This is a genomic window from Nocardia sp. AB354 (assembly GCF_049538315.1).
Taxonomy (GTDB): domain Bacteria; phylum Actinomycetota; class Actinomycetes; order Mycobacteriales; family Mycobacteriaceae; genus Nocardia; species Nocardia nova.
The window spans coordinates 262,789-287,270 of record NZ_JBMVFU010000005.1; the positions used below are offsets into that span (position 1 = coordinate 262,789).

25 protein-coding genes are annotated in these 24,482 nt (G+C 68.9%); 14 read left to right on the forward strand and 11 right to left on the reverse strand.

The genetic code is table 11. The features are described 5' to 3' along the window. Nucleotides 1–31: 31 nt before the first annotated feature. A complete protein-coding gene (locus tag ACPCUW_RS10010) occupies nucleotides 32–592 on the reverse strand; it encodes an OsmC family protein (RefSeq protein ID WP_063014070.1) in 561 nt (186 codons plus the stop codon). A 112-nt stretch (nucleotides 593–704) separates the two neighbouring features. Between ACPCUW_RS10010 and ACPCUW_RS10015 the strand changes: the two genes are divergently transcribed. Further along, entirely contained in the window at nucleotides 705–1,355 is a 651-nt protein-coding gene (locus tag ACPCUW_RS10015; protein ID WP_423424411.1) for a TetR/AcrR family transcriptional regulator, read from the forward strand. 31 nt (nucleotides 1,356–1,386) lie between these two features. Here the strand turns inward: ACPCUW_RS10015 and ACPCUW_RS10020 are convergent, their stop codons facing one another. After that, entirely contained in the window at nucleotides 1,387–2,181 is a 795-nt protein-coding gene (locus ACPCUW_RS10020; protein WP_104362777.1) for a PIG-L family deacetylase, read from the reverse strand. 28 nt (nucleotides 2,182–2,209) lie between these two features. Then, on the reverse strand, nucleotides 2,210–3,901 hold the full coding sequence (gene ilvD, locus ACPCUW_RS10025; RefSeq protein ID WP_064905092.1) for a dihydroxy-acid dehydratase: 1,692 nt from the start codon (nucleotides 3,899–3,901) through the stop codon (nucleotides 2,210–2,212). A 254-nt stretch (nucleotides 3,902–4,155) separates the two neighbouring features. Between ilvD and ACPCUW_RS10030 the strand changes: the two genes are divergently transcribed. Continuing rightward, nucleotides 4,156–5,268, forward strand: coding sequence for a ferredoxin reductase (locus ACPCUW_RS10030; protein ID WP_423424412.1), 1,113 nt, complete (start codon nucleotides 4,156–4,158; stop codon nucleotides 5,266–5,268). A gap of 8 nt (nucleotides 5,269–5,276) precedes the next feature. Then, nucleotides 5,277–6,518: a fatty acid desaturase family protein gene (locus ACPCUW_RS10035; protein ID WP_423424413.1), complete on the forward strand. Its 1,242-nt coding sequence runs from the start codon at nucleotides 5,277–5,279 to the stop codon at nucleotides 6,516–6,518. 83 nt (nucleotides 6,519–6,601) lie between these two features. Here ACPCUW_RS10035 and ACPCUW_RS10040 read toward each other — a convergent pair whose 3' ends face one another. From ACPCUW_RS10040 to ACPCUW_RS10060, 5 genes are all read right to left on the reverse strand, one after another. Further along, entirely contained in the window at nucleotides 6,602–7,177 is a 576-nt protein-coding gene (locus tag ACPCUW_RS10040; protein WP_423424414.1) for a dihydrofolate reductase family protein, read from the reverse strand. A gap of 50 nt (nucleotides 7,178–7,227) precedes the next feature. Continuing rightward, nucleotides 7,228–7,962 (reverse strand): SDR family NAD(P)-dependent oxidoreductase, encoded by a 735-nt coding sequence (locus tag ACPCUW_RS10045; protein WP_423424415.1) that lies wholly within the window; start codon nucleotides 7,960–7,962, stop codon nucleotides 7,228–7,230. Continuing rightward, nucleotides 7,959–8,696: an SDR family NAD(P)-dependent oxidoreductase gene (locus tag ACPCUW_RS10050; RefSeq protein ID WP_423424416.1), complete on the reverse strand. Its 738-nt coding sequence runs from the start codon at nucleotides 8,694–8,696 to the stop codon at nucleotides 7,959–7,961. The genes ACPCUW_RS10045 and ACPCUW_RS10050 overlap by 4 nt, the downstream gene beginning before the upstream one ends. Nucleotides 8,697–8,758: 62 nt before the next feature. Next, nucleotides 8,759–9,016 (reverse strand): hypothetical protein, encoded by a 258-nt coding sequence (locus ACPCUW_RS10055; protein ID WP_063014088.1) that lies wholly within the window; start codon nucleotides 9,014–9,016, stop codon nucleotides 8,759–8,761. Continuing rightward, nucleotides 9,016–10,032: an RNA polymerase subunit sigma-70 gene (locus tag ACPCUW_RS10060; RefSeq protein WP_423424417.1), complete on the reverse strand. Its 1,017-nt coding sequence runs from the start codon at nucleotides 10,030–10,032 to the stop codon at nucleotides 9,016–9,018. The genes ACPCUW_RS10055 and ACPCUW_RS10060 overlap by 1 nt, the downstream gene beginning before the upstream one ends. Nucleotides 10,033–10,193: 161 nt before the next feature. On the opposite strand from ACPCUW_RS10060, the gene ACPCUW_RS10065 reads away from it, so the two are divergent. From ACPCUW_RS10065 to ACPCUW_RS10075, 3 genes are all read left to right on the forward strand, one after another. Then, nucleotides 10,194–10,334, forward strand: coding sequence for a hypothetical protein (locus ACPCUW_RS10065; protein WP_423424418.1), 141 nt, complete (start codon nucleotides 10,194–10,196; stop codon nucleotides 10,332–10,334). 175 nt (nucleotides 10,335–10,509) lie between these two features. Continuing rightward, nucleotides 10,510–11,136 carry a hypothetical protein gene (locus tag ACPCUW_RS10070; RefSeq protein ID WP_423424419.1) on the forward strand — a complete coding sequence of 209 codons (627 nt, stop codon included), beginning with the start codon at nucleotides 10,510–10,512 and terminating at the stop codon, nucleotides 11,134–11,136. 206 nt (nucleotides 11,137–11,342) lie between these two features. After that, complete coding sequence (locus ACPCUW_RS10075) at nucleotides 11,343–11,963, forward strand: hypothetical protein (RefSeq protein ID WP_423424420.1); 621 nt, start codon at nucleotides 11,343–11,345, stop codon at nucleotides 11,961–11,963. A 23-nt stretch (nucleotides 11,964–11,986) separates the two neighbouring features. On the opposite strand, the gene ACPCUW_RS10080 is transcribed toward ACPCUW_RS10075, so the two are convergent. Beyond that, the gene (locus ACPCUW_RS10080) at nucleotides 11,987–12,340 is read right to left on the reverse strand and encodes a MerR family transcriptional regulator (RefSeq protein WP_423424421.1); all 354 of its coding nucleotides are present in this window, start codon (nucleotides 12,338–12,340) and stop codon (nucleotides 11,987–11,989) included. A gap of 133 nt (nucleotides 12,341–12,473) precedes the next feature. Between ACPCUW_RS10080 and ACPCUW_RS10085 the strand changes: the two genes are divergently transcribed. The 3 genes from ACPCUW_RS10085 (at nucleotide 12,474) to ACPCUW_RS10095 (ending at nucleotide 14,031) form a co-directional block, all read left to right on the forward strand. Further along, nucleotides 12,474–12,911, forward strand: a complete 438-nt coding sequence (locus ACPCUW_RS10085; protein WP_423424502.1) for an Hsp20/alpha crystallin family protein — start codon at nucleotides 12,474–12,476, stop codon at nucleotides 12,909–12,911. Nucleotides 12,912–13,212: 301 nt separating this feature from the next. Next, nucleotides 13,213–13,362 carry a hypothetical protein gene (locus ACPCUW_RS10090; RefSeq protein WP_423424422.1) on the forward strand — a complete coding sequence of 50 codons (150 nt, stop codon included), beginning with the start codon at nucleotides 13,213–13,215 and terminating at the stop codon, nucleotides 13,360–13,362. 177 nt (nucleotides 13,363–13,539) lie between these two features. After that, nucleotides 13,540–14,031, forward strand: a complete 492-nt coding sequence (locus ACPCUW_RS10095; protein ID WP_423424423.1) for a DUF2231 domain-containing protein — start codon at nucleotides 13,540–13,542, stop codon at nucleotides 14,029–14,031. Between the two features lie 35 nt (nucleotides 14,032–14,066). Here the strand turns inward: ACPCUW_RS10095 and ACPCUW_RS10100 are convergent, their stop codons facing one another. Continuing rightward, the gene (locus ACPCUW_RS10100) at nucleotides 14,067–14,798 is read right to left on the reverse strand and encodes an IclR family transcriptional regulator (protein ID WP_063014191.1); all 732 of its coding nucleotides are present in this window, start codon (nucleotides 14,796–14,798) and stop codon (nucleotides 14,067–14,069) included. Nucleotides 14,799–14,978: 180 nt separating this feature from the next. On the opposite strand from ACPCUW_RS10100, the gene ACPCUW_RS10105 reads away from it, so the two are divergent. The 5 genes from ACPCUW_RS10105 (at nucleotide 14,979) to ACPCUW_RS10125 (ending at nucleotide 19,569) form a co-directional block, all read left to right on the forward strand. Next, nucleotides 14,979–15,791: a 2-keto-4-pentenoate hydratase gene (locus tag ACPCUW_RS10105; protein WP_423424424.1), complete on the forward strand. Its 813-nt coding sequence runs from the start codon at nucleotides 14,979–14,981 to the stop codon at nucleotides 15,789–15,791. 5 nt (nucleotides 15,792–15,796) lie between these two features. After that, nucleotides 15,797–16,777 (forward strand): acetaldehyde dehydrogenase (acetylating), encoded by a 981-nt coding sequence (locus tag ACPCUW_RS10110; RefSeq protein ID WP_423424425.1) that lies wholly within the window; start codon nucleotides 15,797–15,799, stop codon nucleotides 16,775–16,777. Then, nucleotides 16,774–17,799, forward strand: a complete 1,026-nt coding sequence (gene dmpG, locus ACPCUW_RS10115; RefSeq protein ID WP_423424426.1) for a 4-hydroxy-2-oxovalerate aldolase — start codon at nucleotides 16,774–16,776, stop codon at nucleotides 17,797–17,799. The genes ACPCUW_RS10110 and dmpG overlap by 4 nt, the downstream gene beginning before the upstream one ends. A 195-nt stretch (nucleotides 17,800–17,994) precedes the next feature. Beyond that, on the forward strand, nucleotides 17,995–19,176 hold the full coding sequence (locus ACPCUW_RS10120) for a helix-turn-helix domain-containing protein (protein WP_423424427.1): 1,182 nt from the start codon (nucleotides 17,995–17,997) through the stop codon (nucleotides 19,174–19,176). 48 nt (nucleotides 19,177–19,224) lie between these two features. Then, the gene (locus tag ACPCUW_RS10125) at nucleotides 19,225–19,569 is read left to right on the forward strand and encodes a hypothetical protein (RefSeq protein ID WP_423424428.1); all 345 of its coding nucleotides are present in this window, start codon (nucleotides 19,225–19,227) and stop codon (nucleotides 19,567–19,569) included. A 202-nt stretch (nucleotides 19,570–19,771) separates the two neighbouring features. On the opposite strand, the gene ACPCUW_RS10130 is transcribed toward ACPCUW_RS10125, so the two are convergent. Beyond that, entirely contained in the window at nucleotides 19,772–24,403 is a 4,632-nt protein-coding gene (locus tag ACPCUW_RS10130) for an HAD-IC family P-type ATPase (RefSeq protein WP_423424429.1), read from the reverse strand. Nucleotides 24,404–24,482: the final 79 nt, after the last annotated feature.

Consider the following 24,482-nt stretch of genomic DNA (forward strand, 5'->3'; position numbering starts at 1 on the left):
CGAGGCCGTCGCGAAAACTCGGAAACAGGGCTCAAGCTCGGATCACGTCGATGTCGACGGGCACCGGGTTGCTGACGATGTCGCGGACGGGCGAGTAACGGGTGAGGCCGGCGAGCTCGGCGAACTGGTTGTCGTCGAAGTCGCCCTCGGCGGTGATAGCCACGCGGATCTGCTCGTAGCCCGGGCGGACAGTGCCGTCGAGCCCGAGGAAGCCCTGCAGGTCCAGCTCGCCCTGAACCGCGCATTCCAGACTCTTCACCGCGATACCGCGGGCAGCAGCGTGGTAGATCATCGTGCCCGTCAGGCACGCGGCAAGGGCGTGCAGGAGGTATTCGCCGGCGTTGGGGGCGCGATTGCGACCGAGCAGGACGGGCGGCTCGTCGGAATCCAGGGTGAACGGCTCGGTGCGGGTGGTGTCTTCTCGGCCGGTGCCGTAGAAGCCTTTGATGGCCGTCCGGCTGTAGCCGCCATCGATCCAATGGTTGTCGGCGCGGAACTGGAACCGGGCCAGCGAGGGATCGGCGCTGACGGCGTCGATCGTTCCTGCGAGTTGATTCACGTCGACGCCGTTGACGGTGGTGGTGACATTCATGATGGGCTCCTGCTGTGCGGTCTGAACGAATGCGGGACCTGTCGATCCACTTATTTAGCACGATCGGTCGTGCTAAATCCGACAGTACGACCGTTCGTGCTAACTTGTCAATATGACGACAGAAGCGAGGACCCCGCGGCGCGCACGGAGCGACGGCGAGCGCACCCGCAGTACGATCCTGCGGGCTGCCGCGTCGTTGGCCACCGTCGACGGACTGGAGGGACTGTCCATCGGCAACCTGGCCGCCGCGATCGGAATCAGCAAGAGCGGCCTCTACGCGCACTTCCGCTCCAAAGAGGAGCTTCAGCTGGCCACTGTGGCCGAGGCGGAACGGATCCTCACCGAAGAGGTCGTCCAGCCGGCGCTCGCGGCCCGCCCGGGCCTGGACCAGCTCATGGCGGCATGCGAGGCATTCCTCAGCTATGTCGAGCGCAAGGTGTTCCCCGGCGGATGTTTCTTCGCCGCGACATCCCTGGAGATGGGCACGCGCCCCGGTCCGGTCAAGGACCGGCTCACCGCCATTCAGTCGGACTTCACCGCGCTGCTGCGGTCCTGCGCGGTTACCGCACTGGCGCAACAGGAATTGCCCGCCGACGAAGACCCCGACCTGCTCGCGTTCGAACTGCACGCCATCCTGCTGGGCGCCGACACCAAATTCGTCCTGTACGACGACCCGGCGTATCTGGCCATGGCCCGCAATGTGATCCGCCGACGGCTACGACTGGACCAGCGCGACACCCCCGGCGGAAACCGACTCCGGTAGCCGAGGCAATCCGGCCGGTGGGCGCGACCGGTCAGCCCGCGGCGAACAGATCCGTCTCGAGCGCTCCCGGTCGCGCGCCGCTGCGGATGAACCATTCGGTGCCGAACGCCCGCGCGAACGCCGGGTCCGGCATCGCGAGGAAGAAGGACTGCTCGTCGATCTGGCTGCGGTGCGCCCGCATGGCCTCGCGCTTGTGGTCGAGGTAGGCGGATACGTCGACCGCCGTGGTCAGCAACGATTCCGGCTTCCCGAATTCGGCGACCTCGCGGATATCGGGCGGCTCGATCCCCAGCGCCCCGGCCTGTTCGGCCATCTCCGTCATCCCGCGCACGACCTCGTCGCGATTCATGGTGCTCTGGAAAACCCGTGGGGTACCGGCGAGTTCGGCGGCGCGCATGCCGACGCGGTGGACCTGGATATGGTCGGGGTGACCGTATCCGCCGTTGTCGTCGTAGACGGTGAGCACCTCGGCGTCCTCCTCGGCGAGGATCGCGGCCAGCCGCCGCGCGGCGTCCTCGACGGGAGCGGTCCAGAACGAACCGGCCGCGTCGTTGGTGGACGTCCCCATCATCCCCGAGTCGACGTAGCCGAGGAACTCCACCCGCGCGACGCCGAGAATCTCTGCGGCGGCGTGGGTTTCGCGCACCCGCCGCTGCCACAACTGTTCGCCGTCGTCGAGGAAACCCTCCGGCACCTCCCCGTGCTCGCCGCGTGTCGCGACCACGAGAACCACTCGATGCCCCTGCTCGTACGCCTTGCGCATCACGCCGCCGCAGGTGATCGCCTCGTCGTCGGGATGGGCGTGGAAACTGACCAACGTTGCCATGGCGCCACGCTACGTGACGGCTCGCGGCTCAGCCGGTCACGGCGCCGTGGGCGGCGGAGCTGACCAGCTTGCGGTACTTGGCCAGCACTCCCGAGGTGTACTTCGGCGCAAGCGGTTCCCAGCCGGCCTTGCGCGCGGCGAGTTCGGCCTCGTCGATCTCGACATCGAGAATGCGGTTGGCGACGTCGAGGACGATCGGGTCGCCGTCGGCGACGAAGGCGATCGGCCCGCCGTCCACGGCCTCGGGTGCGATGTGACCGACGCACAAACCGGTGGTGCCGCCGGAGAACCGGCCGTCGGTGAGCAGCAGCACGTCCTTGCCCAGGCCGGCGCCCTTGATCGCGCCGGTGATGGCGAGCATCTCGCGCATACCGGGCCCGCCCTTGGGACCTTCGTAACGAATGACGACCACGTCGCCCGCGCCGATCGTGCCGTCCTCGAGCGCGTCCATCGCGGCGCGCTCGCCATCGAAGACCCGGGCGGTGCCGCGGAAGACATCGGAATCGAATCCGGCGCTCTTGACCACCGCGCCCTCGGGCGCGAGGGTGCCGTGCAGGATGGTCAGCCCGCCCGTCTTGTGGATGGGCCGGTCGAGCGGGCGGATCACGTCACCGTCGAGACCCAGCTCGATATGCGCCAGATTCTCGGCCATGGTCGCGCCGGTCACGGTCAGCGCATCGCCGTGCAGCAGCCCTGCGTCGAGCAGGGCCTTCATCACGACCGGGATGCCGCCGACCCGGTCGACGTCGTTCATGACGTAGCGACCGAACGGCTTGAGATCGCCCAGATGCGGCACCTTGTCACCGACCCGGTTGAAGTCGGCGAGGGTCAGCTCGACTCCGGCCTCACGGGCGATGGCCAGCAGATGCAGGACGGCGTTGGTGGAACCACCGAGCGCCATGACGACGGTGATGGCGTTCTCGAACGCCTCGCGGGTCAGGATGTCGCGCGCGGTGATGCCGTTGCGGAGCAATCCGACCACGGCCTCACCGGACTTGCGGGCGTATTCGTCGCGGCGACGGTCGGGCGCGGGCGGGGCGGCCGAGCCGGGCAGGCTCATGCCGAGCGCTTCGGCGGCCGAGGCCATGGTGTTGGCGGTGTACATGCCGCCGCAGGCGCCCTCGCCCGGACAGATCGCCCGCTCGATCCGGTCGACGTCCTCGCGGCTGATCAATCCCTTCATACAGGCGCCGACCGCCTCGAAGGCATCGATGATCGTGACGTCGCGGCCGTCGACATTGCCCGGCAGCGTGGAACCGGCGTAGAGGAACACACTCGCCAGATCCAGGCGCGCGGCGGCCATCAGCATGCCCGGCAGGCTCTTGTCGCAGCCGGCGAGCAGGACCGATCCGTCGAGACGTTCGGCCATCATGACGGTCTCGACGGAATCGGCGATGATCTCGCGACTGACCAGCGAGAAGTGCATGCCCTCGTGGCCCATCGAGATGCCGTCGGAGACCGAGATCGTGCCGAATTCCAGCGGGTAGCCACCACCTGCGTGCACACCCTCCTTGACCGCCTTCGCCAGGCGATCGAGCGACAGGTTGCACGGCGTGATCTCGTTCCAGCTGGAGGCGACGCCGATCTGCGGTTTGGCCCAGTCGTCGTCGCCCATACCGACGGCACGAAGCATGCCGCGGGCGGCGGTCTTCTCCAGCCCGTCGGTGACGTCGCGGGAGCGAGGCTTGATGTCGTGCGACCTGTCGCGATCGTGTGCCATGCGGCAAGCCTACGACCGGCGCGAACCCCCGACCGGTCGGCCGGCCTCGGCGCGTGGCGGGGCGAGACCGTTCGGCGCACAGGCGTCCACTCAACAGGCGAGCGAATCTGATCGCAGGGCGGCACGCCCGGGCAGGGGCAGCCGATTCATCAGAACCTCGAGAATCCTGTGTACGCGCGCTCGACGGTGGTATACCACCGCACGTAGGCACAGGCATTTCGAGTGTACGGGTGTACACGGAAGTGAGGGCTTCCATGGATCTACTGAAGTGGAGTAAACGGCCTGCCGCCGATGTCAGCGCGAAGAAGCCGCGAGTCAACGTCGTGCGCGGGCTGGTGGCGCGGGCCACCACGCCACTGCTTCCCGACGACTACCTCCGCCTGGTCAATCCGCTCTGGACCGCCCGCGAGCTGCGCGGCAAGGTCGTCGACGTCGTCAAGGAGACCGCCGATTCGGCCACCGTCACCATTCGTCCCGGCTGGGGGTTTCCGACCACGTACACACCGGGACAGTACGTCGGCATCGGGCTGCAGATCGGCGGCCGCTGGCATTGGCGTTCGTATTCGCTGACCTCGATCGGCGGGGCCGACGACAAGGACATCTCGATCACGGTGAAGGCGAATCCCGACGGGTTCCTCTCGACGCATCTGGTCGACGGTGTCGCACCGGGCACCGTCATCCGGCTGGCGGCGCCGAAGGGCGATTTTCATCTCCCGGAGCCGGTGCCGGACAAACTGCTGTTCGTCACCGCGGGCAGCGGGATCACACCGGTGATCGCGATGCTGCGCGCGCTCGAGGCGCATGAGCAGTCGCCCGACATCTGCCACATCCATTCGGCGCCCACCCGCGACGACGTCATCTTCCTGGACGAGATGCAGAGCCGCGCCGCCGACTCCCCCGGCTACGACCTGACCCTCCAACTCACCCGGGAGATGGGCAATTTCGACGCGGCACGCCTCGACGAATGGGTGCCCGATTGGCGCGAACGACACTGCTGGGCGTGTGGCCCACCGGCCCTGCTGGACGAGATGGAATCGCACTACGAGGCCGGCGGACTGCGCCACCGCCTGCACACCGAGCGGTTCACCATCGCCCGCACCGACCACGGCGGTGAGGGCGGCACGGTCTACTTCGCCGCGTCCGGGAAGAAGGCGGAGATCGACGGCGCCACCACACTTCTCGAAGCAGGAGAAGAGCTGGGCATCGGAATGCCCTTCGGATGCCGGATGGGCATCTGCCAAACGTGTGTCGTGCCGCTGGCGGGGGGATATGTGCGCGATCTGCGCAACGGAGCGGAGCGACGCGAAGGAGAACGAATCCAGACATGCATCAGCAGCGTGTCCGGAGAATGCACCCTCGATCTGTAGGAGCCCTTATGGCCATCACCGATATCGACGCCTACGCCCATCTCACCCCCGAGGACATCGAGGCGCTCGGCGCCGAACTCGACGCCATCCGCCGCGATATCGAGGAGTCCCGCGGCGAACGGGACGCTCGCTACATCCATCGCACCATCGCCCTGCAGCGTGCCCTGGCGGCCGGTGGACGGGTGACACTGATGTTCAGCAACCGCAAGGTCGCATGGCTGGCCGGCACGGCGATGCTCGGGCTGGCCAAGATCATCGAGAATATGGAGCTCGGCCACAATGTGATGCACGGGCAATGGGATTGGATGAACGATCCGGAGATCCACTCCTCGTCGTGGGAGTGGGACACCACCTGCCCCAGCGTGCAGTGGAAGCATTCGCACAATTTCGTCCATCATAAGTACACGAATGTCGTCGGCAGGGACGACGATGTCGGCTACGGAATTCTGCGGGTGACCCGGGACCAGCGCTGGGAGTGGTGGAACATCGGAAATCCGGTGTACAACCTGACATTGGGGACCTTGTTCGAATGGGGCGTCGCGCTGCACCACCTCGAGGTGGAGAAGATCCGCCGCAAGGACAAGACCTGGCGGCAGGCGTTCCGGGATCTGCGCATCATCGGCACGAAGGTCGGCAAACAGGCGGCCAAGGATTATCTGATCTATCCGGCGTTGTCGGGACGCAACTGGAAGACGACGCTGACCGCCGACGCCACCGCCAATCTCATCCGCAACTACTGGGCCTACATGGTCATCTTCTGCGGCCACTTCCCCGACGGCGCGGAGAAATTCACCACCGAGGAACTCGCGGAGGAGGATCAGCCGCGCTGGTATCTGCGACAGATGCTGGGGTCGGCCAACTTTCGCGCCGGGCCGCTCATGCGCTTCATGAGCGGTAACCTCAGCCACCAGATCGAGCACCATCTCTTCCCCGACCTGCCGAGCAACCGGTACGAGGAGATCGGCGTCCGGGTCCGGGAACTGTGCGACAAATACGACCTGCCGTACACGACCGGTTCGCTCGGCCGCCAATACCTGCAGTCGTTCCGGACGATCGCGAAACTGGCGCTGCCCAACGCGCTGCTCACCGCGAGCTCCGACGATGCTCCGGAGACCGCGTCGGAGTTGCGGTTCGCGATCCGCGACGGGATGCGTGCGCATTTCGGCGTCGACCCCGAGACCGGCAAGCGCCGGGGGCTGCGCACGGCGCTGCGCGAACTGAAGCAGGCGCCGGTGCGAGCGGCGTCCTGACCGCGGGGTGCCGACACCACCCACATCGAACGCCGGCCCGCCGCCGGGTGGAGGCCCGGGAGCGGTCCGGCGTTCGATGTGCGTCAGCCGATGTCGTAGACGTAACTCGCCCGGCCGTCGGGCAGTTGCTCGAATTTTCGTAGTTCGAGCCGATGACGGACATTCGCGCCCGCGAACAGGGCCGGGCCGTTGCCCGCGATGAGCGGGTAGACGATCAGTCGCAGCTCGTCCACCAGGCCCGCGTCGAGCGCGGCGGCGGTGAGGGCGGCGCCACCCATGAGGTAGATGTCCTGTCCCGGTTGCGTTTTCAGTGCCGCGACCTCGTCGAGGCCGCGCAGAAATCGCGTATTCGGCCACGCGGCCGCACTCCGGCTTGCCGAGACGACGTAATGCGGTGTGCGACGGGCGAATTCGGCCCATTCGAGCTCGCCCGGAGTCGGCGCCGAGCCGGTCTCGGGCAGGGGCTTGTCCGGGTCGTCGCCGATCGCCGTCCAATACGGTTCGTATCCGTCGTACATCCGGCCGCCGAGCACACAGGCGTCGATCTGGGGCGTCAGGCCGTAATCATCGGACCAGCCGTGCACCCAGTCCGCATATCCCTGCGCCCCTTCGTATTTCCCGTCCACCGAGATCTTCATCGCCGCGATGAGCTTGCGCATGCCGGTTCTCTCCTCTCGTTCGGTCGCGGTGTGGCATGTCTGCGGTGCGGTCACGGCAGTGCCGTCAGTCCGTCGGCGGTGAGCCGATAGGACGCCGCGGGCTCATCGACGGAGGCGAGTTCGAGCAGAGCCGCCCCGGCGATCTCGGGAGTGAGTGGCTCACCCAGCCGATCGACGTACTCCTGCACGCTCTGGCCGGCGCGGGCCGCGTAGGCGCGCACCGCGGGCAGGCCGAGGCTCGTGGCCGGAGTGATCTGCGGCAGGACCGCCGTGAAGGTGAGGTCCGAGCCGGCGCCCCGGGCCTCGTCCTGGGCGTAGCCGGTGATGAACCGCTGCGTCGCCTTGGCGCCGGCGTACCCGCCGCTGAGCGGCGAACCGTTGACGGCGGCGCCGCTGCTGACGACGATCACGCGACCGCCGGGCGGCAGCGGAGTCAGCAGGGCTTCGCGCAACCAGTGAAAGGCTATGCGCACGTCGGTATTCCAGTTCGCCGAGAACGTCTCCCAGGTGTGGTGGTGCAGCGGCCGCGGGAGCGGGGCGGCACCCGCCACGATGATGACGGTGTCCGGACGGTGGCGGTCGAGCAGTGTTCCCGGCACGGTCGGATCGGCCGCGTCGGCGACCTCGATATCGATGCCGGACGTCTCGGCGGCCAGTTCTCGCAGCGCGGACTCCGTGCGCGCCACGGCCACGACCGCCGCACCGGCGCGCGCGAATGCCACCGCGATGCCCCGGCCCAGGCCGCGGCTGCCACCGACGACCATCGTGCGGCGGGACGCGTTCATGACGCCACCGCCACTGCCTGCACGGAAGCGGCGTTCGCTCGCTCCAGGCTCTTGACGACTCCCTCGTCCCACCCGGGCGCGATCGCCCCGGACATGGGGTCGGGGAAGATCTCTTCCCGGCCGTCCGCGAGACCGGACAGGATGGCGCGGGCCACCGCCGCGGGCTCGGCTTTGGGAATGTCCCATCCGCGGATCATGTCGGTATCCACCGGTCCGGGCAGTACGGCGTGCACGCCGACGCCGTGCGCGGCCGAAAGGAACCGCAGCGACTGCGTCATCGAGAAGGCGGCGGCCTTGGAGATGGCGTACGCCGGAGTGACCGGCACGGTCGCCAGCGCGGCCAGCGAGAGCACGTTCACGACGGCTCCGCCGGCTTCGCGCAATCGCGGGAGGAAGGCGTCGGTGACCCGATAGGTGCCGAACAGATTGACCGCCAGATGAGCCTCGATGGCGGCTGCGTCGGTCAGGTCGTCCGGCGTGGAGACGCCCGCGTTGTTCACCAGGACGTCGAGCGAGCCGACCAGGTCGGCGGCGGCGCGGATCTGCTCGGGATCGGTGATGTCGAGCCGCACCGGAGTGATCCGCGGGTCCGGATGCTCGACCGGACGGCGGGCGGCGGCGTACACCCGGTCCGCACCGCGGCGCAGTGCCTCGTCGACGAGTGCGCGCCCGAGACCGCGCCCGGCGCCGGTGACGAGAACCGCCTTGCCGGCCAGAGTGGTTGGGACGGACATGGTTTGCTCCTGTTCGGTGTCTGCGATGTGTCCACCTGTGTGACGCACGCCGGCCCGTTCCGTCATCGGTGACGTCGGCGCGTCACCGCGGACAGCACGAGCGGTTCGGAGCCGGGATTGAGCAGCCGTCGCACCGGCACGGCGGCGGGCGCGAGGACCGCTCCGGCGGCGAATCGGGCCCGCCGGCCACTGCGGCATTCCAGCTCCAGTTCGCCGCTGGTCACCACGACGAGGGCGTCGGCCCAGTCGGCGGCGAGGTAATCGAGTGCCTCCCCCGGCCGCAGGACCACGCTCCAGCGCCGCACGCGCCGAGAGTCCATCAGCTCTGGGACGGCAGGGCGGACGGCAACGCGAACGCGGCGAACAGCTCCGGCTGGTGGAACAGCGCGATCTCGGCCAGCGAATCGCCGACGACGGTCAGCACCCCGATGGCGAAGGCATCGAATGCGTCGGCGCCCGGCTCGCGCCAGTACAGTCCGAACGCCGGTTGCCGGTTGGCGCCCGTGGGCAGGAGCCGCCAGCCGCTGCCCATCTCGCCGAACACGTGGTCGGTGAGAAATGCGCTGATGTCGCGGCGACCGGCGAACCAGACCGTGCCCGGCGGCATGATCAGCGCGGCGTCCTCGCGCAGCAGGGCGACGAGTGCGGCCGGATCGGCGCTCTCCCACGCGGTGATCAGCTTCGCCAGCGCCCGGCGTTCGGATGCGGTCGAGGCGGGCCGCCACCGATCCCGTTGTGCGGGAAGGTGTTCCGACAGGGTGGCATGGGCCCGTTGCAGCGCGCTGTTGACCGCCGCGCGGCTGACTCCCAGTGCGGCGGCGGTGTCGGCAACCGACCAGTCCAGCGTGTCCCGCAGGATCAGAACGGCGCGCTGGCGCGCGGGCAGCCGCTGGATCGCGGCCAGGAACGCCAGCTCGATCGTCTCCCGCGCGGTGACGACCGCTTCCGGTTCCTCCCCCGGGGCGCCGCCTACGTTCAGCAGCCGATCGGGATAGGGCTGCAGCCACGGCACGTCCACCGAGGCCAGCTCGTAGCGATGCGGGTCCGCCGGGCCGGCCAGATCCACCGGCCACGCCCGTGCCTTGCGCCTTCTCAGCGCGTCCAGGCAGGTATGGGTCGCGATCCCGTACACCCAGGCCCGCAGCGGAGCGCGGCCCGCGTAGGAGTCCAGCCGCGACCATGCCCGCAACAGGGTCTCCTGCACGGCGTCCTCGGCATCTTCGACCGAGCCGAGCATGCGATAACAATGCACCTGCAGCTCGTGCCGCAAAGGCTCGACCAGATGCGCGAACGCGGCCTGGTCGCCCTCGCGCGCTGCCTCCACTTTCCGATCCATACCTGTATGACGCATCCCGGCCCCATCGGTCATCGGTCTGCCGAAAACAATAGTAGACAGTTTTTCAAAAGTGTTTACTGCCGTGTCTGCGCAACAGACACAGCGGCAATCCCTTCGCGGAGTCGCCCGCCGACATCGCCGCCGCACTCACCGATCTGTCCGTGCCGGTATTGCTGCTGTCGTGCATCCACACGGCCCCACCGGACCGGCGTCGCGCGATTCTGGACGGACCGCTGCGGCCCGCCGGGTCGATGCTCAACGAATTCCAGGGCTTCATGTCGGACTCGACGCCGCGATCGTGATCAGCGCCGTGGGACAACTCAATCGGCCGTTCGTTCCCGATGTGCCCGGCGAATTCGCCGGTCCGGCGTTTCACACCGCACGCTGGCGCCACGATATCGATCTATCCGGTAAGGATGTCGTCATGGTCGGCGCCGGCGCACCGGATTCCAGCTCGCACCCGCCATCGCCGACCGGATGGAATCGCTCACCGCGCCCACCGGCAAACGCGCCTTGCAGGACAACGGCAGCTGGCTGCGCACGCTGCGCCGCGACCATGTGCATCTGGTGCGCGCCGGCGCGCAGCGCCTCACCGAGGACGGAATCGTCGACAGCACAGGCACATTCCATCGCGCGGATGTGATCGTCTGGGCAACCGGCTTCCGGCCCAACGACTTTCTCACACCGCTGCGCGTCACCGGGCGCGACCTGCACCGGTTCTGGGGCGAACGCCCCCGCGCCCACCTCTGCGTCACCCTCCCCGGGTTTCCGAACTTCTTCCTGCTCTACGGTCCCGGCACCAATCTCGCCAGCGGTGGCAGCATCATCTTCGCCGCCGAATGCGCGGTGCGCCTGATCATGTGCTGTCTGCGCATGCTCACCACGAGCGATGGTCGCCGCATCGAGGTCCGCGCCGAGGCCTTCGACGCCTACACCGCCAAGGCCCGAGAGGAGATGTCGCGCAAGGGCTGGGCATCGCCGCGTATCGCACACAACTACTACCGCAACGACGCGGGCGAGGTCACCGGGCTCAATCCGTTCCGCCTCGTCGAGTACTGGAGATGGACCAGCGCACCGGACCCGGGCGAATACGAAATCGGTTGAGCCGGGACACCACTCGGACGCATGACCAGGTGCGGGACGTGTGATCAGCGAGATGTGAGGACAGCGCATTGTGTCCGACGCCTCAGCGCGCGAGGGGCGACTTCCGGTTTAGCCGTGGCCGATACCGGTCATTCTGCACACGACGTTCTCGGCTCTATACGCAGGGTCGGTTCGCTGTGTGTCGGTACGAAGAGGTCACGCCATCCATGGCTCCCACCCCCACTGGCCGCAACGACAACGATCCAACCGCCCACGTCGCGGTGCGGAATGCGTTGTCGCAGGCCTTCGAATTGGTCGACGCGATGCTCCGGTCCGAATGCGCGGACCCGGAATACCCGAGCGCCGGCGCGATATCCAGCACGCCACACCGCGCGCACGGCGGTCGCGGTAGCGGCCTCGCCGCGCTCCCCCGTGGCGCCGCCCTGCTCCAGCGCGTCGAGCGGGCGGTGCAGCGTTGCATCGGTCACACCCAGTCGCGCAGCATCGTCGCTCTGACCGGATCGGCGGAGCGGGTGCCGGACGCGGTGGCCGACCATGTCGAAGCCGTGGTCGCCGATACCGTCGCCGCGGTCGTCGCGCACGCGGACGTCGCGGCGGTCGTCGTCACCGTCACCGTGGCCGACGTGCTCACCGTCACCATCGACACCTTGGATACCACCGGTACCACAACGGCCGACATACTTCCGGCGGCCACGGTCGCGACCGTGCACGCGCGGGCCCACGACGTCGGCGGCTGCTGCCGAGTGTTCCCCGGTGGCCGGGTCTCCTGGACGGCACCGCTGCCGCCGCCCGGCAAGGACACCACCACCTATCCGAACATGTTCTGACGCAGCGCGATTCGCGCGGCGGGTCAGGGCCGCGGCTGCTGCCGGGTGATCGTGTCGCGCAGATGGTCGCGTTCGACGGTCAGTGCGGTGTTGTGCGCACGCAGCGCGCTGTTGTCGTCCTCGAGATCGAGAATCCGCGCGATGGCCGACAGATGGATGCCCTGGCGGGTGAGAGCGGTGATGCGCTGCAGCCGGGCCAGGTCGTCGCCGCTGTAGCGCCGGGTTCCGCCCGCGCTGCGCGCAGGGGTGATCAGGCCGTGCTGCTCGTAGAGGCGCAGGGTGTGGATTTCGATACCGGTGAGCTCGGCAGCCACCGATATCGGATACACCGCCTGGCCTGAACCCGGCAGATGTCCCTCGCGCCGATCCGCACCCATCCTGCTCCCTTCTCCGCGCGGCAACCAGTTTATCTCTCACCACTCCTTGCACTCTCCTTGCCAGAGTGCTAAATAAATCTGTGTCAGGTAACAGAGGTTATCTGAGGTTCCTTCGAGAGTTATAAGGAGTGAACTGGAGGTGGCGACCATGCTGATGCGCACTGATCCGTTTCGTGATCCGGACCGTCGGACGCAGCAGGTGTTCGGCACGCAGGCTCGACCGGTAGCGATGCCGATGGACGCCTGGCGCGAGGGCGACGAGTTCGTGGTGGAGTTCGATCTCCCCGGCGTCGACCCCGATTCGCTGGATGTGGATATCGAACGCAATGTGGTCACGGTGCGGGCGTCGCGCCCGGAACTGGACGCGGGCAGGTCGACGATCGCGGCCGAACGCGTCCGCGGGGTGTTCCGGCGTCAGGTGATGCTGGGTGACAGCCTCGACACCGATCACATTCGCGCCGACTACCGCGACGGCGTGCTCCGAATGCGAATCCCGGTGGCGGACAAGGCCAAACCACGCAAGATCAACGTGGACCGGGTCGCCGGCGAACGGCAGGCGATCACGGTCTGATCGGTACGGACAACGGGCCCGGTCGGCTGCGGCTTCCGGGCCCACCCGGCCCTCTTCCGATCCCCACCGGCGCCGCCGTGCCGGTGATCGCCGGACCTTCGACACCACCGACCGCATCGATCAGTCCTGGACTCCTCACGCCGATGACGACTACGACTGCCTCGCCGACCGACCAGACGCGCGACCTCGAACCGGATGCGGTCGTGCACTGGCCCGACCCCAGCCCACTGCAGTCGTGGTGGGACACCGTCATGCGTCCCGCCCGCCGCGCCTTCGACCCCACGGAGAGGAGGGAGTTCTCGTGCCGATAATGCTCACGCTGACCGGCGGCGCCGGCATCGCCGCAGCCGTGGCCATCGCGTACGCCACCGTCGCGGCGACCTACTGGTGGGAGATGCGCACCTCCCGGCCCGACTCCCGGCGCCGGCCCGGCGGCCGACATCGACGGTGACAACCGGCGCGGACGTTCGCGCACCCGATCGGGTCTGCCCGCCGCAGCGCACCGATCAGGTGGCGAGTAATCCATCGGATCCGCTGCTCCGATGGCTATGCTCGGTTCGACTGTGGCATCGGCGGGTTCGGGGCGGTCGCCGGCGCCGCGATAACCGCGAGTGACCGAGGAGCCCCGGTGACCGTCATCCACAACCTGCCCGCGCACGTACTGTTCGTTCATTTCATCGTGATCCTGGTGCCGTTGACCGCGACCCTGGAAATCGTGTGCGCGCTGTGGCCGGCCGCGCGCCGCGGCCATCTGGTGTGGCTGACGCTGACACTCGCGGTGATCGTCATGGTCCTGACGCCGATCACCATTCACGCCGGCCAATGGCTGTACAACCTGCGCCGCAATCCCGAGGAGATCCTGCGCGAACACGCCGAACGCGGTGAGACGATGCTCTACTTCGCCATCGCCCTGCTGGTCGTCGCGGTGGCATTGGCCGGGCTTCACCTCGCCGAACGCCGCGGCGCCGATCTCCGCACCCTGATCACGGTGACCGTCGCCGTCTTCGCCGTGGTCGTCGCCGTCGCCTCGATCGTGCAGACCTACCGGGTCGGCGATGCCGGATCGCAATCGGTCTGGGGCGACGAGATCGCACGTCTGCAGAAGAACCGCGGCGACTGACCGACACCGCTTCGGCACAGCTGCCGCCGGAGCGATCAGCTACCCGGGGACGCCAGCATTCGTGCGCGGCGGGTGAGGGTCGCGCCGATGCCGTCCGCGGCCGCCCGCACCGATGCGACGTGACTTTCCGGGTGGAATCGGTGTGACGCGCCGGCGATGCTGATGGCCGCGACCACGGTGTCGGCCTCACGCACCGGCGCCGCCACACACACCAAACCCGGTGCCGATTCCTCGAATTCGTAGGCCACGCCCTCGGCGGCGATCCGGTCGAGTTGCGTGCGCAACGTGCCGGGCAGCACGATCGTGCGTGGAGTGTGGGCGGGCAGCGGCCCGCTCAGCACGCGGTCGCGCAGTGACCGATCGGCATGAGCGAGCAGCGTTTTCCCGATCGCCGTGCAGTGCACCGGCATTCGGCCTCCGATCCGCGACGGCGCACTCGCCTGCCGCCGCCCGCCGATCTTGGTCAGATACACCACGTCCGTACCGTCGAGGACGCCCAGATGCACGGTCTCGTGGATGCGGGCGTTCAGTTCCTCGAGGAACGGGATGGCGACCTCGAGCAGACTCCGCTCCACGGAGGCGCGCATTCCGAGTTCGAACAGGTGGCCGCCGAGGCGATAGCCGCTCTCGGTCCGTTCCAGCAGCCGGACGGTGACCATATCCGCGAGGACCCGGTGCAGGGTCCCCTTCGGCATCCCGGTGCGCCGGCCGATCTCGGCCAGACTCAGGACGCCGTCGTCGATCGAGAACGATTCGAGGACGGCCATCACCTTGCCCAGCACGGTCGACCCGTCGACCGGCCGTGCGCCGATCCTCGCCGACTCCGCCGTACTCACCCGGCCGAGCTTACCCCGGGTTCCGCTCAGTGGAACGAAATGCTGGTGCGGCACTGCGCTCCGCCGCGACAGTGAAGGCTCCCCCGTTCACCTACTACGCCAGGACCTTGGATGCCGACCTCACGACTCGACGACCGAACCACCGCGGCGACGACCGCCGCGGCACAACGGCTCAGCACCGCGGCGCGAACCGCCATCCCCTGCCGCCCCGTGCGCGACCTGATCGGGACCGACGACGTGACCGCCGCCTACGCGGTGCAGGCGCAGTCGACCGCCGAACGGGTCGCGGCGGGGGCCACGATCGTCGGCCGCAAGATCGGGCTGACCTCACCGGCGGTGCAGCAGCAACTCGGTGTCGACCAACCCGATTTCGGTGTCCTGTTCGACGACATGCGCTTCCGGCAGGACACGCCCATTCCCGCGAGCCGTCTGCTGCAACCGAAGGCCGAAGCCGAGGTCGCGTTCGTGCTCGCTCACGACCTCGCCGACGGTCCACTCGACGACGACCAGGTGCGCGCCGCGGTCGACTACGCCGTGGCCGCGCTGGAAATCGTCGACAGCCGAATTGCCGACTGGGATATCACCTTCGGCGATACCGTTGCCGACAACGGTTCCAGCGGACTGTTCGTCCTCGGATCGCGGCGCCGCACCCTCGACGAGTTCGAACCCGTATCGGCGCGGATGACCATGTCCATCGACGGCGTCGAGGTGTCCACCGGGACCGGGGCGGCCTGCCTCGGCGACCCGCTGCGCGCGCTGGCATGGCTGGCGCGCACCGCCCGCGAATTCGGCGAACCGCTGCGTGCGGGCCAGGTGATCCTGTCCGGCGCGCTCGGCCCGATGGCCCCGATCACCGCCCCCGCAACCGTCACGGCCGAGATCTCCGGGCTCGGCTCGGTGACCGCCGTCTTCATCGAGGAGTGACAACCATGAGCGACGAACGTGGCGCCGTCAAGGTGGCCGTCATCGGATCGGGCAATATCGGCACCGATCTGATGATCAAGGTCATCCGGCATTCGACCGTGCTGGAAATGGGCGCGATGGTCGGCATCGATCCGGAATCCGACGGCCTCGCCCGGGCCCGGCGGCTGGGCGTGCCCACCACCTCCGAAGGTGTGCAGGGGCTGTTGCGATTGCCGAACTTCGACCAGATCGAGGTGATCTTCGACGCGACCTCGGCCAAGGCGCACGCGGCCCACGCGGCGGTCCTCGAGCCGCTCGGTAAGCGCCTCGTCGATCTCACTCCGGCCGCGCTGGGGCCCTTCGTCGTCCCGGCGGTGAATCTGGACGAACACCGGCACGCGACCGACGTCAACATGGTCACCTGCGGCGGGCAGGCCACCATCCCGATCGTCGCCGCCGTCTCGCGCGTCGCACCGGTCGCCTACGCCGAGATCGTCGCGTCGATCGCCTCGAAGTCCGCCGGCCCGGGGACGCGGGCCAATATCGACGAGTTCACCGAGACCACCGCGCACGCGGTGGAGACCGTGGGCGGGGCCCGCCGGGGCAAGGCGATCATCATCCTCAATCCGGCCGAACCGCCGATGATCATGCGTGACACCGTGCTCTGTCTGACCACGGCGCCGGACGCCGCTACGCAGGAGGCGATTCGCGCATCGATCGAGCAGATGATCGCGCGGGTCGCCACCTATGTGCCGGGCTACCGGCTCAAACAGCAGATCCAGATCACCCCGATACCGGCGGACCAGCCGGTGCACACCCTGCAGCACGCCGACGGCGGTCCGGCGCCGACGCATCAGGTGAGCGTCTTCCTGGAAGTGGAGGGTGCGGCGCACTATCTGCCCGCCTACGCGGGAAATCTCGACATCATGACCTCCGCGGCGATGCGCTATGCCGAATCGGTCGCCGACACGATCGCCGCCCCGGCAGAACAGGGAGCCTCGCGATGACCACGCAACTGTTCATCCAAGACGTCACGCTCCGCGACGGTATGCACGCCGTACGCCACCGCATCACTCCCGACGACGTCGGCGCGATCGTGGCGGCGCTGGACGCGGCGGGAGTCGACGCCGTCGAGGTCGCCCACGGGGACGGGCTCGCCGGCGGCAGCCTGAACTACGGCCCCGGCAGCAATACCGACTGGGAGTGGATCGAGGCCGCGGCCGCCAACCTCACCCACGCCCGGCTGACGACCCTGCTGCTGCCCGGCATCGGCACCATCGACCACCTCGAGCAGGCCTACCGGCTCGGCGTCCGCTCGGTCCGCGTCGCCACCCACTGCACCGAGGCCGACGTCTCCGCCCAGCACATCGGCAAGGCCCGCGAACTCGGCATGGACGTCTCCGGGTTCCTGATGATGTCGCATATGGCCGAACCCGAGCAGCTCGCCGAACAGGCCAAGCTGATGGAAACCTATGGCGCACAGTGCGTTTACGTGACCGACTCCGGCGGCCGGTTGACCCTGAACGGCGTGCGCGACCGTGTGCGCGCCTATCGCCGCGTCCTCGATCCGGCCACCGAGATCGGCATCCACGCGCACGAGAATCTCTCGCTGTCGGTCGCCAATTCCGTTGTCGCCGTGGAGGAAGGCGTCACCCGCGTGGACGCCTCGCTCGCCGGGCACGGCGCGGGCGCGGGCAACTGCCCGATCGAACCGTTCGTCGCCGTCGCCGACCTGTACGGCTGGAAGCACAACTGCGATCTGTTCGCCCTCCAGGACGCCGCCGACGATCTCGTGCGGCCGTTGCAGGATCGCCCGGTGCGGGTGGACCGCGAAACGCTCACCCTGGGATATGCCGGTGTGTATTCATCGTTCCTGCGCCACGCCGAGGCCGCGGCGCAGCGCTACGGATTGGACGCGCGCACCATCCTGCTCGAGGTCGGCCGGCGCGGACTGGTCGGCGGTCAGGAAGATCTCATCGTCGACATCGCACTGGATCTCGTGGGCGAAGCCAGCGCCGCGACCGCCTGAACAACGAAGGACCACCGAAGGACCACCGAGTACGAACTACTCGGTGGTCTATCGCGTGCCCTCCTGGATCCCGGTGTGAGCACACCCGGTATCGAAAGGCCCTCGAATTTCCCCGATACCAGCGCTTGGCGAAAAGCCTTACCGATGTTCACCTTTCGAAGGACTGGGCCGAGAACAGGGACTTACCCTGGAGCCATGAGCCCTTCGCCCCACGCCGGACAGATCATCGCGGCTGAGCGGAAAGTTGCGGGTCTGAGCCAGCGGCAATTGGCCGATCGCGCGAACTACAGCCTGGCGATGGTCAAGGCGGTAGAACAGGGCCGGGAACCAGCGAGCCCGGCGTTCTTGGCTGCCGCTGCGCGTGCGCTGCGGGTGGAACCCGAACGGCTGACCGGTACGCCGTACCGTGACCTCATCGAGCAGGACGGGCCGTTGGAGGGGTTGGCCGATTTGCGCGCCGTGCTCGCGGAGGGAAGGTACGTGCGTGCCGTCGAACCGCCGTCACTGACCGAGCTTGCCTCCGAGATGGCCGCTGTAGACCTTGCCTATCGCAATGACAAGGGTCGCCTGGCTCTCGCACGCATACCGGGCCTGCTTCGCCAGTTGTACGGCGCGCTGCGCGAGGCCCGCGCAGACGAGCGCGGTGCGGTGTTCTCGCTGTTGTGCGCTGCATACGTGACCACCGAACGGCTGTGCAGAAGGTTCGGCTTCATTCAGCTCGCCCCTGCGGTGCTCGACCGACTCGAGTGGGCCGCCGAGGCGGCAGACGATCCGCTGTACGAGGCGCAAGCCAAGGTCAAGCGGGCGCGGGTCCTCATGTACCACGACGCGAACGACACCGGACTCCGGCTGGTCGAGGACGCGCTCGACGGAATCGAAGGCGATAGCGAAGCTGCGAACGCCGTCCGTGGATACGCGCACCTGTGCGGGGCGATTGTGGCCGCCCGAAGCATCCGCCCCGATACCGCCGCCGAACACATCGAACACGCGCGCCGCCTTGCCCCGGCGATGCCTGGTGAATCCGACCTGTACGGCACGCTGTTCGGCCCGGCGAATGTCGGGATTCATTCTGTCGCAGTTGCATTGGAGGCCGGCGATCCCGACAGGGCCGCGAGGGAAGGCTCGTCCCTCGTGCTCCCCGAAGAAGTCGCACCGCCGCGTGCGGGGCACCACTGGCAAGACGTGAGCCGCGCATGGCTCATGATCGGCAAACCGGACCAGGCGCTGGCCGCACTGAATCGGGCGCGACGGGTGGCCCCGCAGCAGACCCGCCTCCACCCCTCTGTACGGGAAACAGTCTACGGAATCGCTGCGGCACAACGCCGACAGACCAACAGCCTCACCGGGTTCGCCTCCTGGCTGGGTGTGCAACTCTGATAGACGCAAACCGCTGTCCCGCAACATGTTTGATGAGATTATGCGGGTATGGCAGCGAAATCACGGCCGAGCGGTTACCGGAACTACACGGCAGACGGCACATACTGGACCGTACGCAAGTACGGAAAGATTTTTTGGGTGGTGCGGATTGATCCGACGGGAGGCGGCTACCGCATCGTTGATTCGTGGGGCGGCTATCGCGCAGCAGGACATGCAGGCGGTGCGGCTGCACAGTTGGCGTACAACCAGGCCGTCGACGAGGTGAAGCAGAAGCTGCGTAGTCACATCCACGAGGCGCTGGACGGAATCGGGCTGGGCGCGCCTGTCGCTGCTGCTCCGGTCTCACCGAGGGACACTCCAGCAGGGCTGGAAACCGAAGGCGAAGACGACTGACGCGTCCCGCTGAGCGCTGACCGGACAACGGCACCACGTTCAACGCCCTAGTGTCTTCGCTGTCGGGCGTATAAGCCGCACTTGGGAGCGGCAACTGCGAGGCGGTTCCGGCAGATTGTCGCCCGCGCCTCCTTCTCCCCGGAATCCAGTCGCCATACGCATTCAACGGCATCCGGCAGCGGTCTGACGCGCCGACTTTCTGTCAAATGTATTGCACACCAACGCTTTCGATCTCGGCCACGGACTCCCGATCCTCCGCGGATTCGCTGTCTCCTGACCGAAGAGCGAGCTGGTCCGGCTCGGCCGGTCGGCGGGAGGGCAGCAGGGCGCCGGCGGCGGTCGCGGTCGCCGCCGAGGTGAGCGCGGTGGCCCAGCCCACCGGCCCGAGGGGACGGCAACCGAAATACGTCGACAGTCCGGGTGTCATGACGACCGCGCCCAGGAAGGCCGCACTACCGGCCGCGGTGAGCCACACCTGCGGGCTGTGACGCGCGGCCAGAACGGTCTGCCCGAGCTGTGTGCCCACCAGCGCGACCAGGGCGACGGTCGCCGCCCGGCGCTCGGTACCGGTCCAGCGGGCGATCGACCACGCCACGGTGGAGGCGGCCGCGGTGGTGGAGCCGCGGATCACGATCGTGCGACGCAGATCCGCCGCGATATCGGTGCGCGGCCGGGAGGCGAGCTGTTCGGCGAGCAGATCGGCGCGCTCCTGGTGGCCGGTCGGCTCCTCGTCGCCGGACCGCTCGGTCGACAGTGCGACGGCCATCGCCGGGAACATGTCGGTGAGCATGTTGACCAGCAGGAATTGCCTGGTGCCCAACGGTGCCCGGCCCGCGAGCGCGGTGCCGAGGACCGTGAACGCGACCTCACCGGCGTTGCCGCCGACCAGGATGCCGACCGCATCGCTGACGCGCCGCCACATGCCGCGGCCCTCGATCAGCGCATGCAGCAGCACCAGCGGGTCGGGATCGGTCAGCACCAGATCGGCGGCATTGCGGGCGGCGGTCGACCCCTGCGCGGTGAGTCCGATGCCGACGTCGGCGGTGCGGATCGCGGCCGCGTCGTTGCCGCCGTCCCCGGCCATGGCGACCACCTCGCCGCGCCGCTGCAGGGTGGTGACGATGCGAACCTTCTGCTGCGGGCTGACGCGGGCGAAGACACTGCTGCGCGCGATGAGCTCCGACTGGGCGGCATCGTCGAGATCGGCCAGATCGCTCCCCGTCACCACCGGCTCGGCGTCGATGCCGAGATCGGCGGCGATGGCGGAGGCGGTGACGGGATGGTCGCCGGTGATCATCCGCACGCGAATGTCGTTGCGCTGCAACGCGCCGACGAGCGGACGTGCCTGCGGACGCGCGGTGTCGGCGAGCCCGATGAAGCCGAGCAGGGTGAGTTTCTCGACCGCGCTCACTACATCACCCGGTGCCGCGGACAGATCCCGCCGGGCGACGACCAGCACCCGCAGCCCGCGCTCGGCCATGCGATTGATCATGCGGTCAGCGGCGCGGCGATGGGCGGCGGACATCGGTTCGTCGCGATCGTCACCCTCGTGCCGGGTCCGGATCGCGGTGCAGCGGGCGAGCACGATTTCCGGGGCCCCCTTCACGATCAGCCGCCAGCGCCGCCGCCGCGTCTGCCCCAGCGTCGCGGCGTATCCGCGATTCGATTCGAAGGGCAGTTCCTCGATCGTGTCCCAGCGTTCGTCCGAGTCGAGCTGCTCGGCGGCGTCGAGCACCGCCTGATCGGTGGCGTGCACGATCGGGCCCTCGGCAGGATCGGGGCAGGCGTGGGCCGCGGCCCGCAGCAAGAGGCGGGCACGCGGGTCGTCGTCCTCCGGCGACCACTGGTGATCGAGGTCGGCCAGGGTGGTCAGCCGCAGGCGGCCGAAGGTGAGCGTTCCGGTCTTGTCGAAGCAGATGGTGTTCACCCGGCCCAGGGCCTCCACCGTCCGGCTGGCCCGAACCAGCAGGCCGTGACGTGACAGGCGCCGGGCGACGGCCAGTTGCGCCACCGTGGCGACGAGCGGAAGTCCTTCCGGCACGGCGGCCGTCGCGACCGCGACCCCGTCGGCGATGGCCGAGCGAATACGCTGTCCCCGCAGCCATCCCAGCGTCGTGACCAGGGAACCGCCGCCGAGTGTCAGCGGCAGCGCCTGATCGCTGAGCGCACGCAGCTGCGCCTGCACTCCGCCCAGGCGCGGCGGCACGGCGACGGCGGCGGCGCGGTTGGTTTCGGTATCGCAGCCCACCGCGACGACCACCGCCACTGCGGCGCCGTTGACGATCGTGCTGGACTCGTACACCATGCAGCGCCGCTGGTTGAGGTCCGCTCCGGGAGTGGCGGGGCTGTCCTTGGGCACCGTGACCGATTCCCCGGTCAGCGCCGATTCGTCGACCTCCAGGTCCTCGGCTCGCAGCAGCCGCGCATCCGCCGGAACGACATCGCCGGTGCGCAGTGCGATCACGTCGCCGACCGCCAGGGCCGTCCCGGGCACCGATTCGCTCGGCGGCTCGGGATCGTGGTCGAGCGCGGCGCGATCGACGCGGCGCCCGGTGATGCGCTCGTGCGCGATCAGGTCGCGCAGCGCGTTCTCGGCGCGTTGCCGCTGCAAGGCCGACACCACCGCGTTGACCGCCACCACGCCGGCCACCAGTGCGGCGTCGCCGGGTGAGCCCAGTACGGCCGAGGCCGCGGCGCCGACACCGAGAATGGGGGTGAGCGGATCGGCCAGCTCGCGGCGCACGGTGGCGAGAAAACGCGTCGCCGGAGACAGGTGCGCGGGAATGCGGGTGAGCGGTGCGGTCCACGACCGCGCGGGAGGTAGCTCGTCGCGTTCGGGTTCCGGCAGCCGCGTCAACACTTCGTCGGGTTCGAGACTGTGCCAGGGAACCAGCGGTGCGCCCGATTCCGGGAGCCGGCCGCGCGCGGCCTGCACGCCCACCCACGTACCCTGCATCAGCCCGCTGGCCTGCGCCGCGGTCACCGGCCACGCGTCGCGGGAGCGGCCCGCGGCCAGCAGCAGACCCGCGAGCGAACACGCCGAGAGCGCGAGGACGCGACCGCGCTCGCTGACCTGCCGGGCGGGAGCCACCGTCAACAGCACGCGCATCACCTGATCGAGATCGCCGCAGACCACATCCGCCGCCCACGGCATCGCCTCGACCTCGCCGGCGCTGATCCGGCTCACGCCGATGGCCACATCCGCGCAGTTCAGATCCTCGGCGGCGTCGGTGGCGACCAGCGCCACCACATGTCCGTCGGACTGCAAGCGCCACACCAACTCCGCCGCCTGCCCCACCCGCTCGACGAATTCGTCTGCCAGGGACCGTAATTCGACCGCGTCGCGTTGTCCGCGCACGACCACCTTCAGGCCCGAGGCCCGGGCGGTGAGCATCAGCGTCCGCGCGCGGGGGTCGAGTTCGCGGCCGATCAGGACCCGGCCCACCACGTCCGTTCCGTCGCAGACGTCGTACCAACCGGGAATCGAGTCGGTGCGGTTGCGGTCCGGATCCGGTCGCAGCCGAAGGTCGCCGGTATCCGGCGGCGCAGGTCCGGCCGCGCCGGGGCTCGACCACAACAGCCGCTGAGCGGCGTTCCATACCCGGGCCGTGGTCCAGTCGGACTTCTCGGCATCTTCCGGTGCGGTTTCGCCGGTGCCGGCAGCGGCTTCGACATCGAGTACCAGGCGGCCGCTTCCGTACAGCACGGCGCCGTCGATCACCAAGGCGCTCAGCCGATCCAGCCGCCGCCATACCGACGGATCCATCGTCAGCACGCCGGAAGCGGCCAGCAGTGACGACACCGCCGCCGCGAAGCTCTCCCGGCTCGCCCGCGCGGCCTTCGGCGCGGCGATCGACAAGGCGCGGCCGACCGAGGACAGGCCCTGCCCGGCGGCGACGGCGGCGGCTCCGGCGGCCGCGGCGGCCGACGCCTCGTCCGCGCACCGCTCGACCGGGCCGGGCGGCAGTACCACCGGACGCTCCCGGTGTGGCGGGGAGTGCAAGATATCGCGGGCCCGTCGGTGGCCGTGCTCGACCTCCCACAAGCGCCAACGGGCATGGCGCACACCGTGTTCGGTGACGGCCAGCACTCGGTGCAGCGCATCGACCAGGACGTTCGCGGGGCTGTCGCCGGCGGCTTGCGCCAGCGCGTTGGCGGTGGTCAGCAGCAGATCGGTGCGGGCCCGGCCGAGACGCTGTTCCAACAGCCGCCGGATGCGCGGCTGCGAGTCCGCCAGCGCGACCAGCGACTGCACCGTCTCCACGCCGTTGCGCCCGGGAATGGCCGCTCCGACGAAGGTGACACCGGCCGAGATCAGATCACCGGCCAGTGAAATCGCCGCCGACACAACGGGTTCCAGATCGGCAGGATGTTCCGCGCTCGGATCCCAGACGGTATCGGCGACGCCGGCGTCCTCCTCGGCCGCGGCGATCGCCTCCAGCAGGCCGGGCACCACATCATCGTCGCGAACCGCGGCGACCACATCCCCGGTCACCGCGTTCACCCGCGTCCAGCGCACACCCGGCAGCGAGCCAACCCTCCGGTGCACGGCCTCCGCGACTCGCTCGCTGCGCTCCGAACACAGGCCGCGCACCTCTACGAGCACGCGATCCTCGACGGCGGCGATCCGTCTGCCGTCCCGGCGCAGCGCCGGGTTCAGCAGCGACCGCACGTCGCGCTGCAGCTGCGTGGCGATATCGTCGGCCACCTCGGTCAGCCGCAGCGCGGTCTGCGCCGCCGCCACCGCACGCACGGGCAGCCGCGCCGGGCCGCCGATGAGAGCCGTCCCGGTCCGGCCGGCTCCTGACACCACACCGATCAACGACTGAAACACCGGACCTCCCAGCCCGTACGAGTACCGTCGTCCGAGCTACTACCCAGGATCGGGGAAGCCAACCGCGATATCGGCAGCC

Coding starts and splice junctions, on each gene's coding strand:
- ACPCUW_RS10010 (WP_063014070.1), bottom strand. CDS start 592: ATGAATGTCACCACCACCGTCAACGGCGTCGACGTGAATCAACTCGCA.
- ACPCUW_RS10015 (WP_423424411.1), top strand. CDS start 705: ATGACGACAGAAGCGAGGACCCCGCGGCGCGCACGGAGCGACGGCGAG.
- ACPCUW_RS10020 (WP_104362777.1), bottom strand. CDS start 2,181: ATGGCAACGTTGGTCAGTTTCCACGCCCATCCCGACGACGAGGCGATC.
- ilvD (WP_064905092.1), bottom strand. CDS start 3,901: ATGGCACACGATCGCGACAGGTCGCACGACATCAAGCCTCGCTCCCGC.
- ACPCUW_RS10030 (WP_423424412.1), top strand. CDS start 4,156: ATGGATCTACTGAAGTGGAGTAAACGGCCTGCCGCCGATGTCAGCGCG.
- ACPCUW_RS10035 (WP_423424413.1), top strand. CDS start 5,277: ATGGCCATCACCGATATCGACGCCTACGCCCATCTCACCCCCGAGGAC.
- ACPCUW_RS10040 (WP_423424414.1), bottom strand. CDS start 7,177: ATGCGCAAGCTCATCGCGGCGATGAAGATCTCGGTGGACGGGAAATAC.
- ACPCUW_RS10045 (WP_423424415.1), bottom strand. CDS start 7,962: ATGAACGCGTCCCGCCGCACGATGGTCGTCGGTGGCAGCCGCGGCCTG.
- ACPCUW_RS10050 (WP_423424416.1), bottom strand. CDS start 8,696: ATGTCCGTCCCAACCACTCTGGCCGGCAAGGCGGTTCTCGTCACCGGC.
- ACPCUW_RS10055 (WP_063014088.1), bottom strand. CDS start 9,016: ATGGACTCTCGGCGCGTGCGGCGCTGGAGCGTGGTCCTGCGGCCGGGG.
- ACPCUW_RS10060 (WP_423424417.1), bottom strand. CDS start 10,032: ATGGATCGGAAAGTGGAGGCAGCGCGCGAGGGCGACCAGGCCGCGTTC.
- ACPCUW_RS10070 (WP_423424419.1), top strand. CDS start 10,510: ATGGAATCGCTCACCGCGCCCACCGGCAAACGCGCCTTGCAGGACAAC.
- ACPCUW_RS10075 (WP_423424420.1), top strand. CDS start 11,343: ATGGCTCCCACCCCCACTGGCCGCAACGACAACGATCCAACCGCCCAC.
- ACPCUW_RS10080 (WP_423424421.1), bottom strand. CDS start 12,340: ATGGGTGCGGATCGGCGCGAGGGACATCTGCCGGGTTCAGGCCAGGCG.
- ACPCUW_RS10100 (WP_063014191.1), bottom strand. CDS start 14,798: ATGGCCGTCCTCGAATCGTTCTCGATCGACGACGGCGTCCTGAGTCTG.
- ACPCUW_RS10105 (WP_423424424.1), top strand. CDS start 14,979: ATGCCGACCTCACGACTCGACGACCGAACCACCGCGGCGACGACCGCC.
- ACPCUW_RS10110 (WP_423424425.1), top strand. CDS start 15,797: ATGAGCGACGAACGTGGCGCCGTCAAGGTGGCCGTCATCGGATCGGGC.
- dmpG (WP_423424426.1), top strand. CDS start 16,774: ATGACCACGCAACTGTTCATCCAAGACGTCACGCTCCGCGACGGTATG.
- ACPCUW_RS10120 (WP_423424427.1), top strand. CDS start 17,995: ATGAGCCCTTCGCCCCACGCCGGACAGATCATCGCGGCTGAGCGGAAA.
- ACPCUW_RS10125 (WP_423424428.1), top strand. CDS start 19,225: ATGGCAGCGAAATCACGGCCGAGCGGTTACCGGAACTACACGGCAGAC.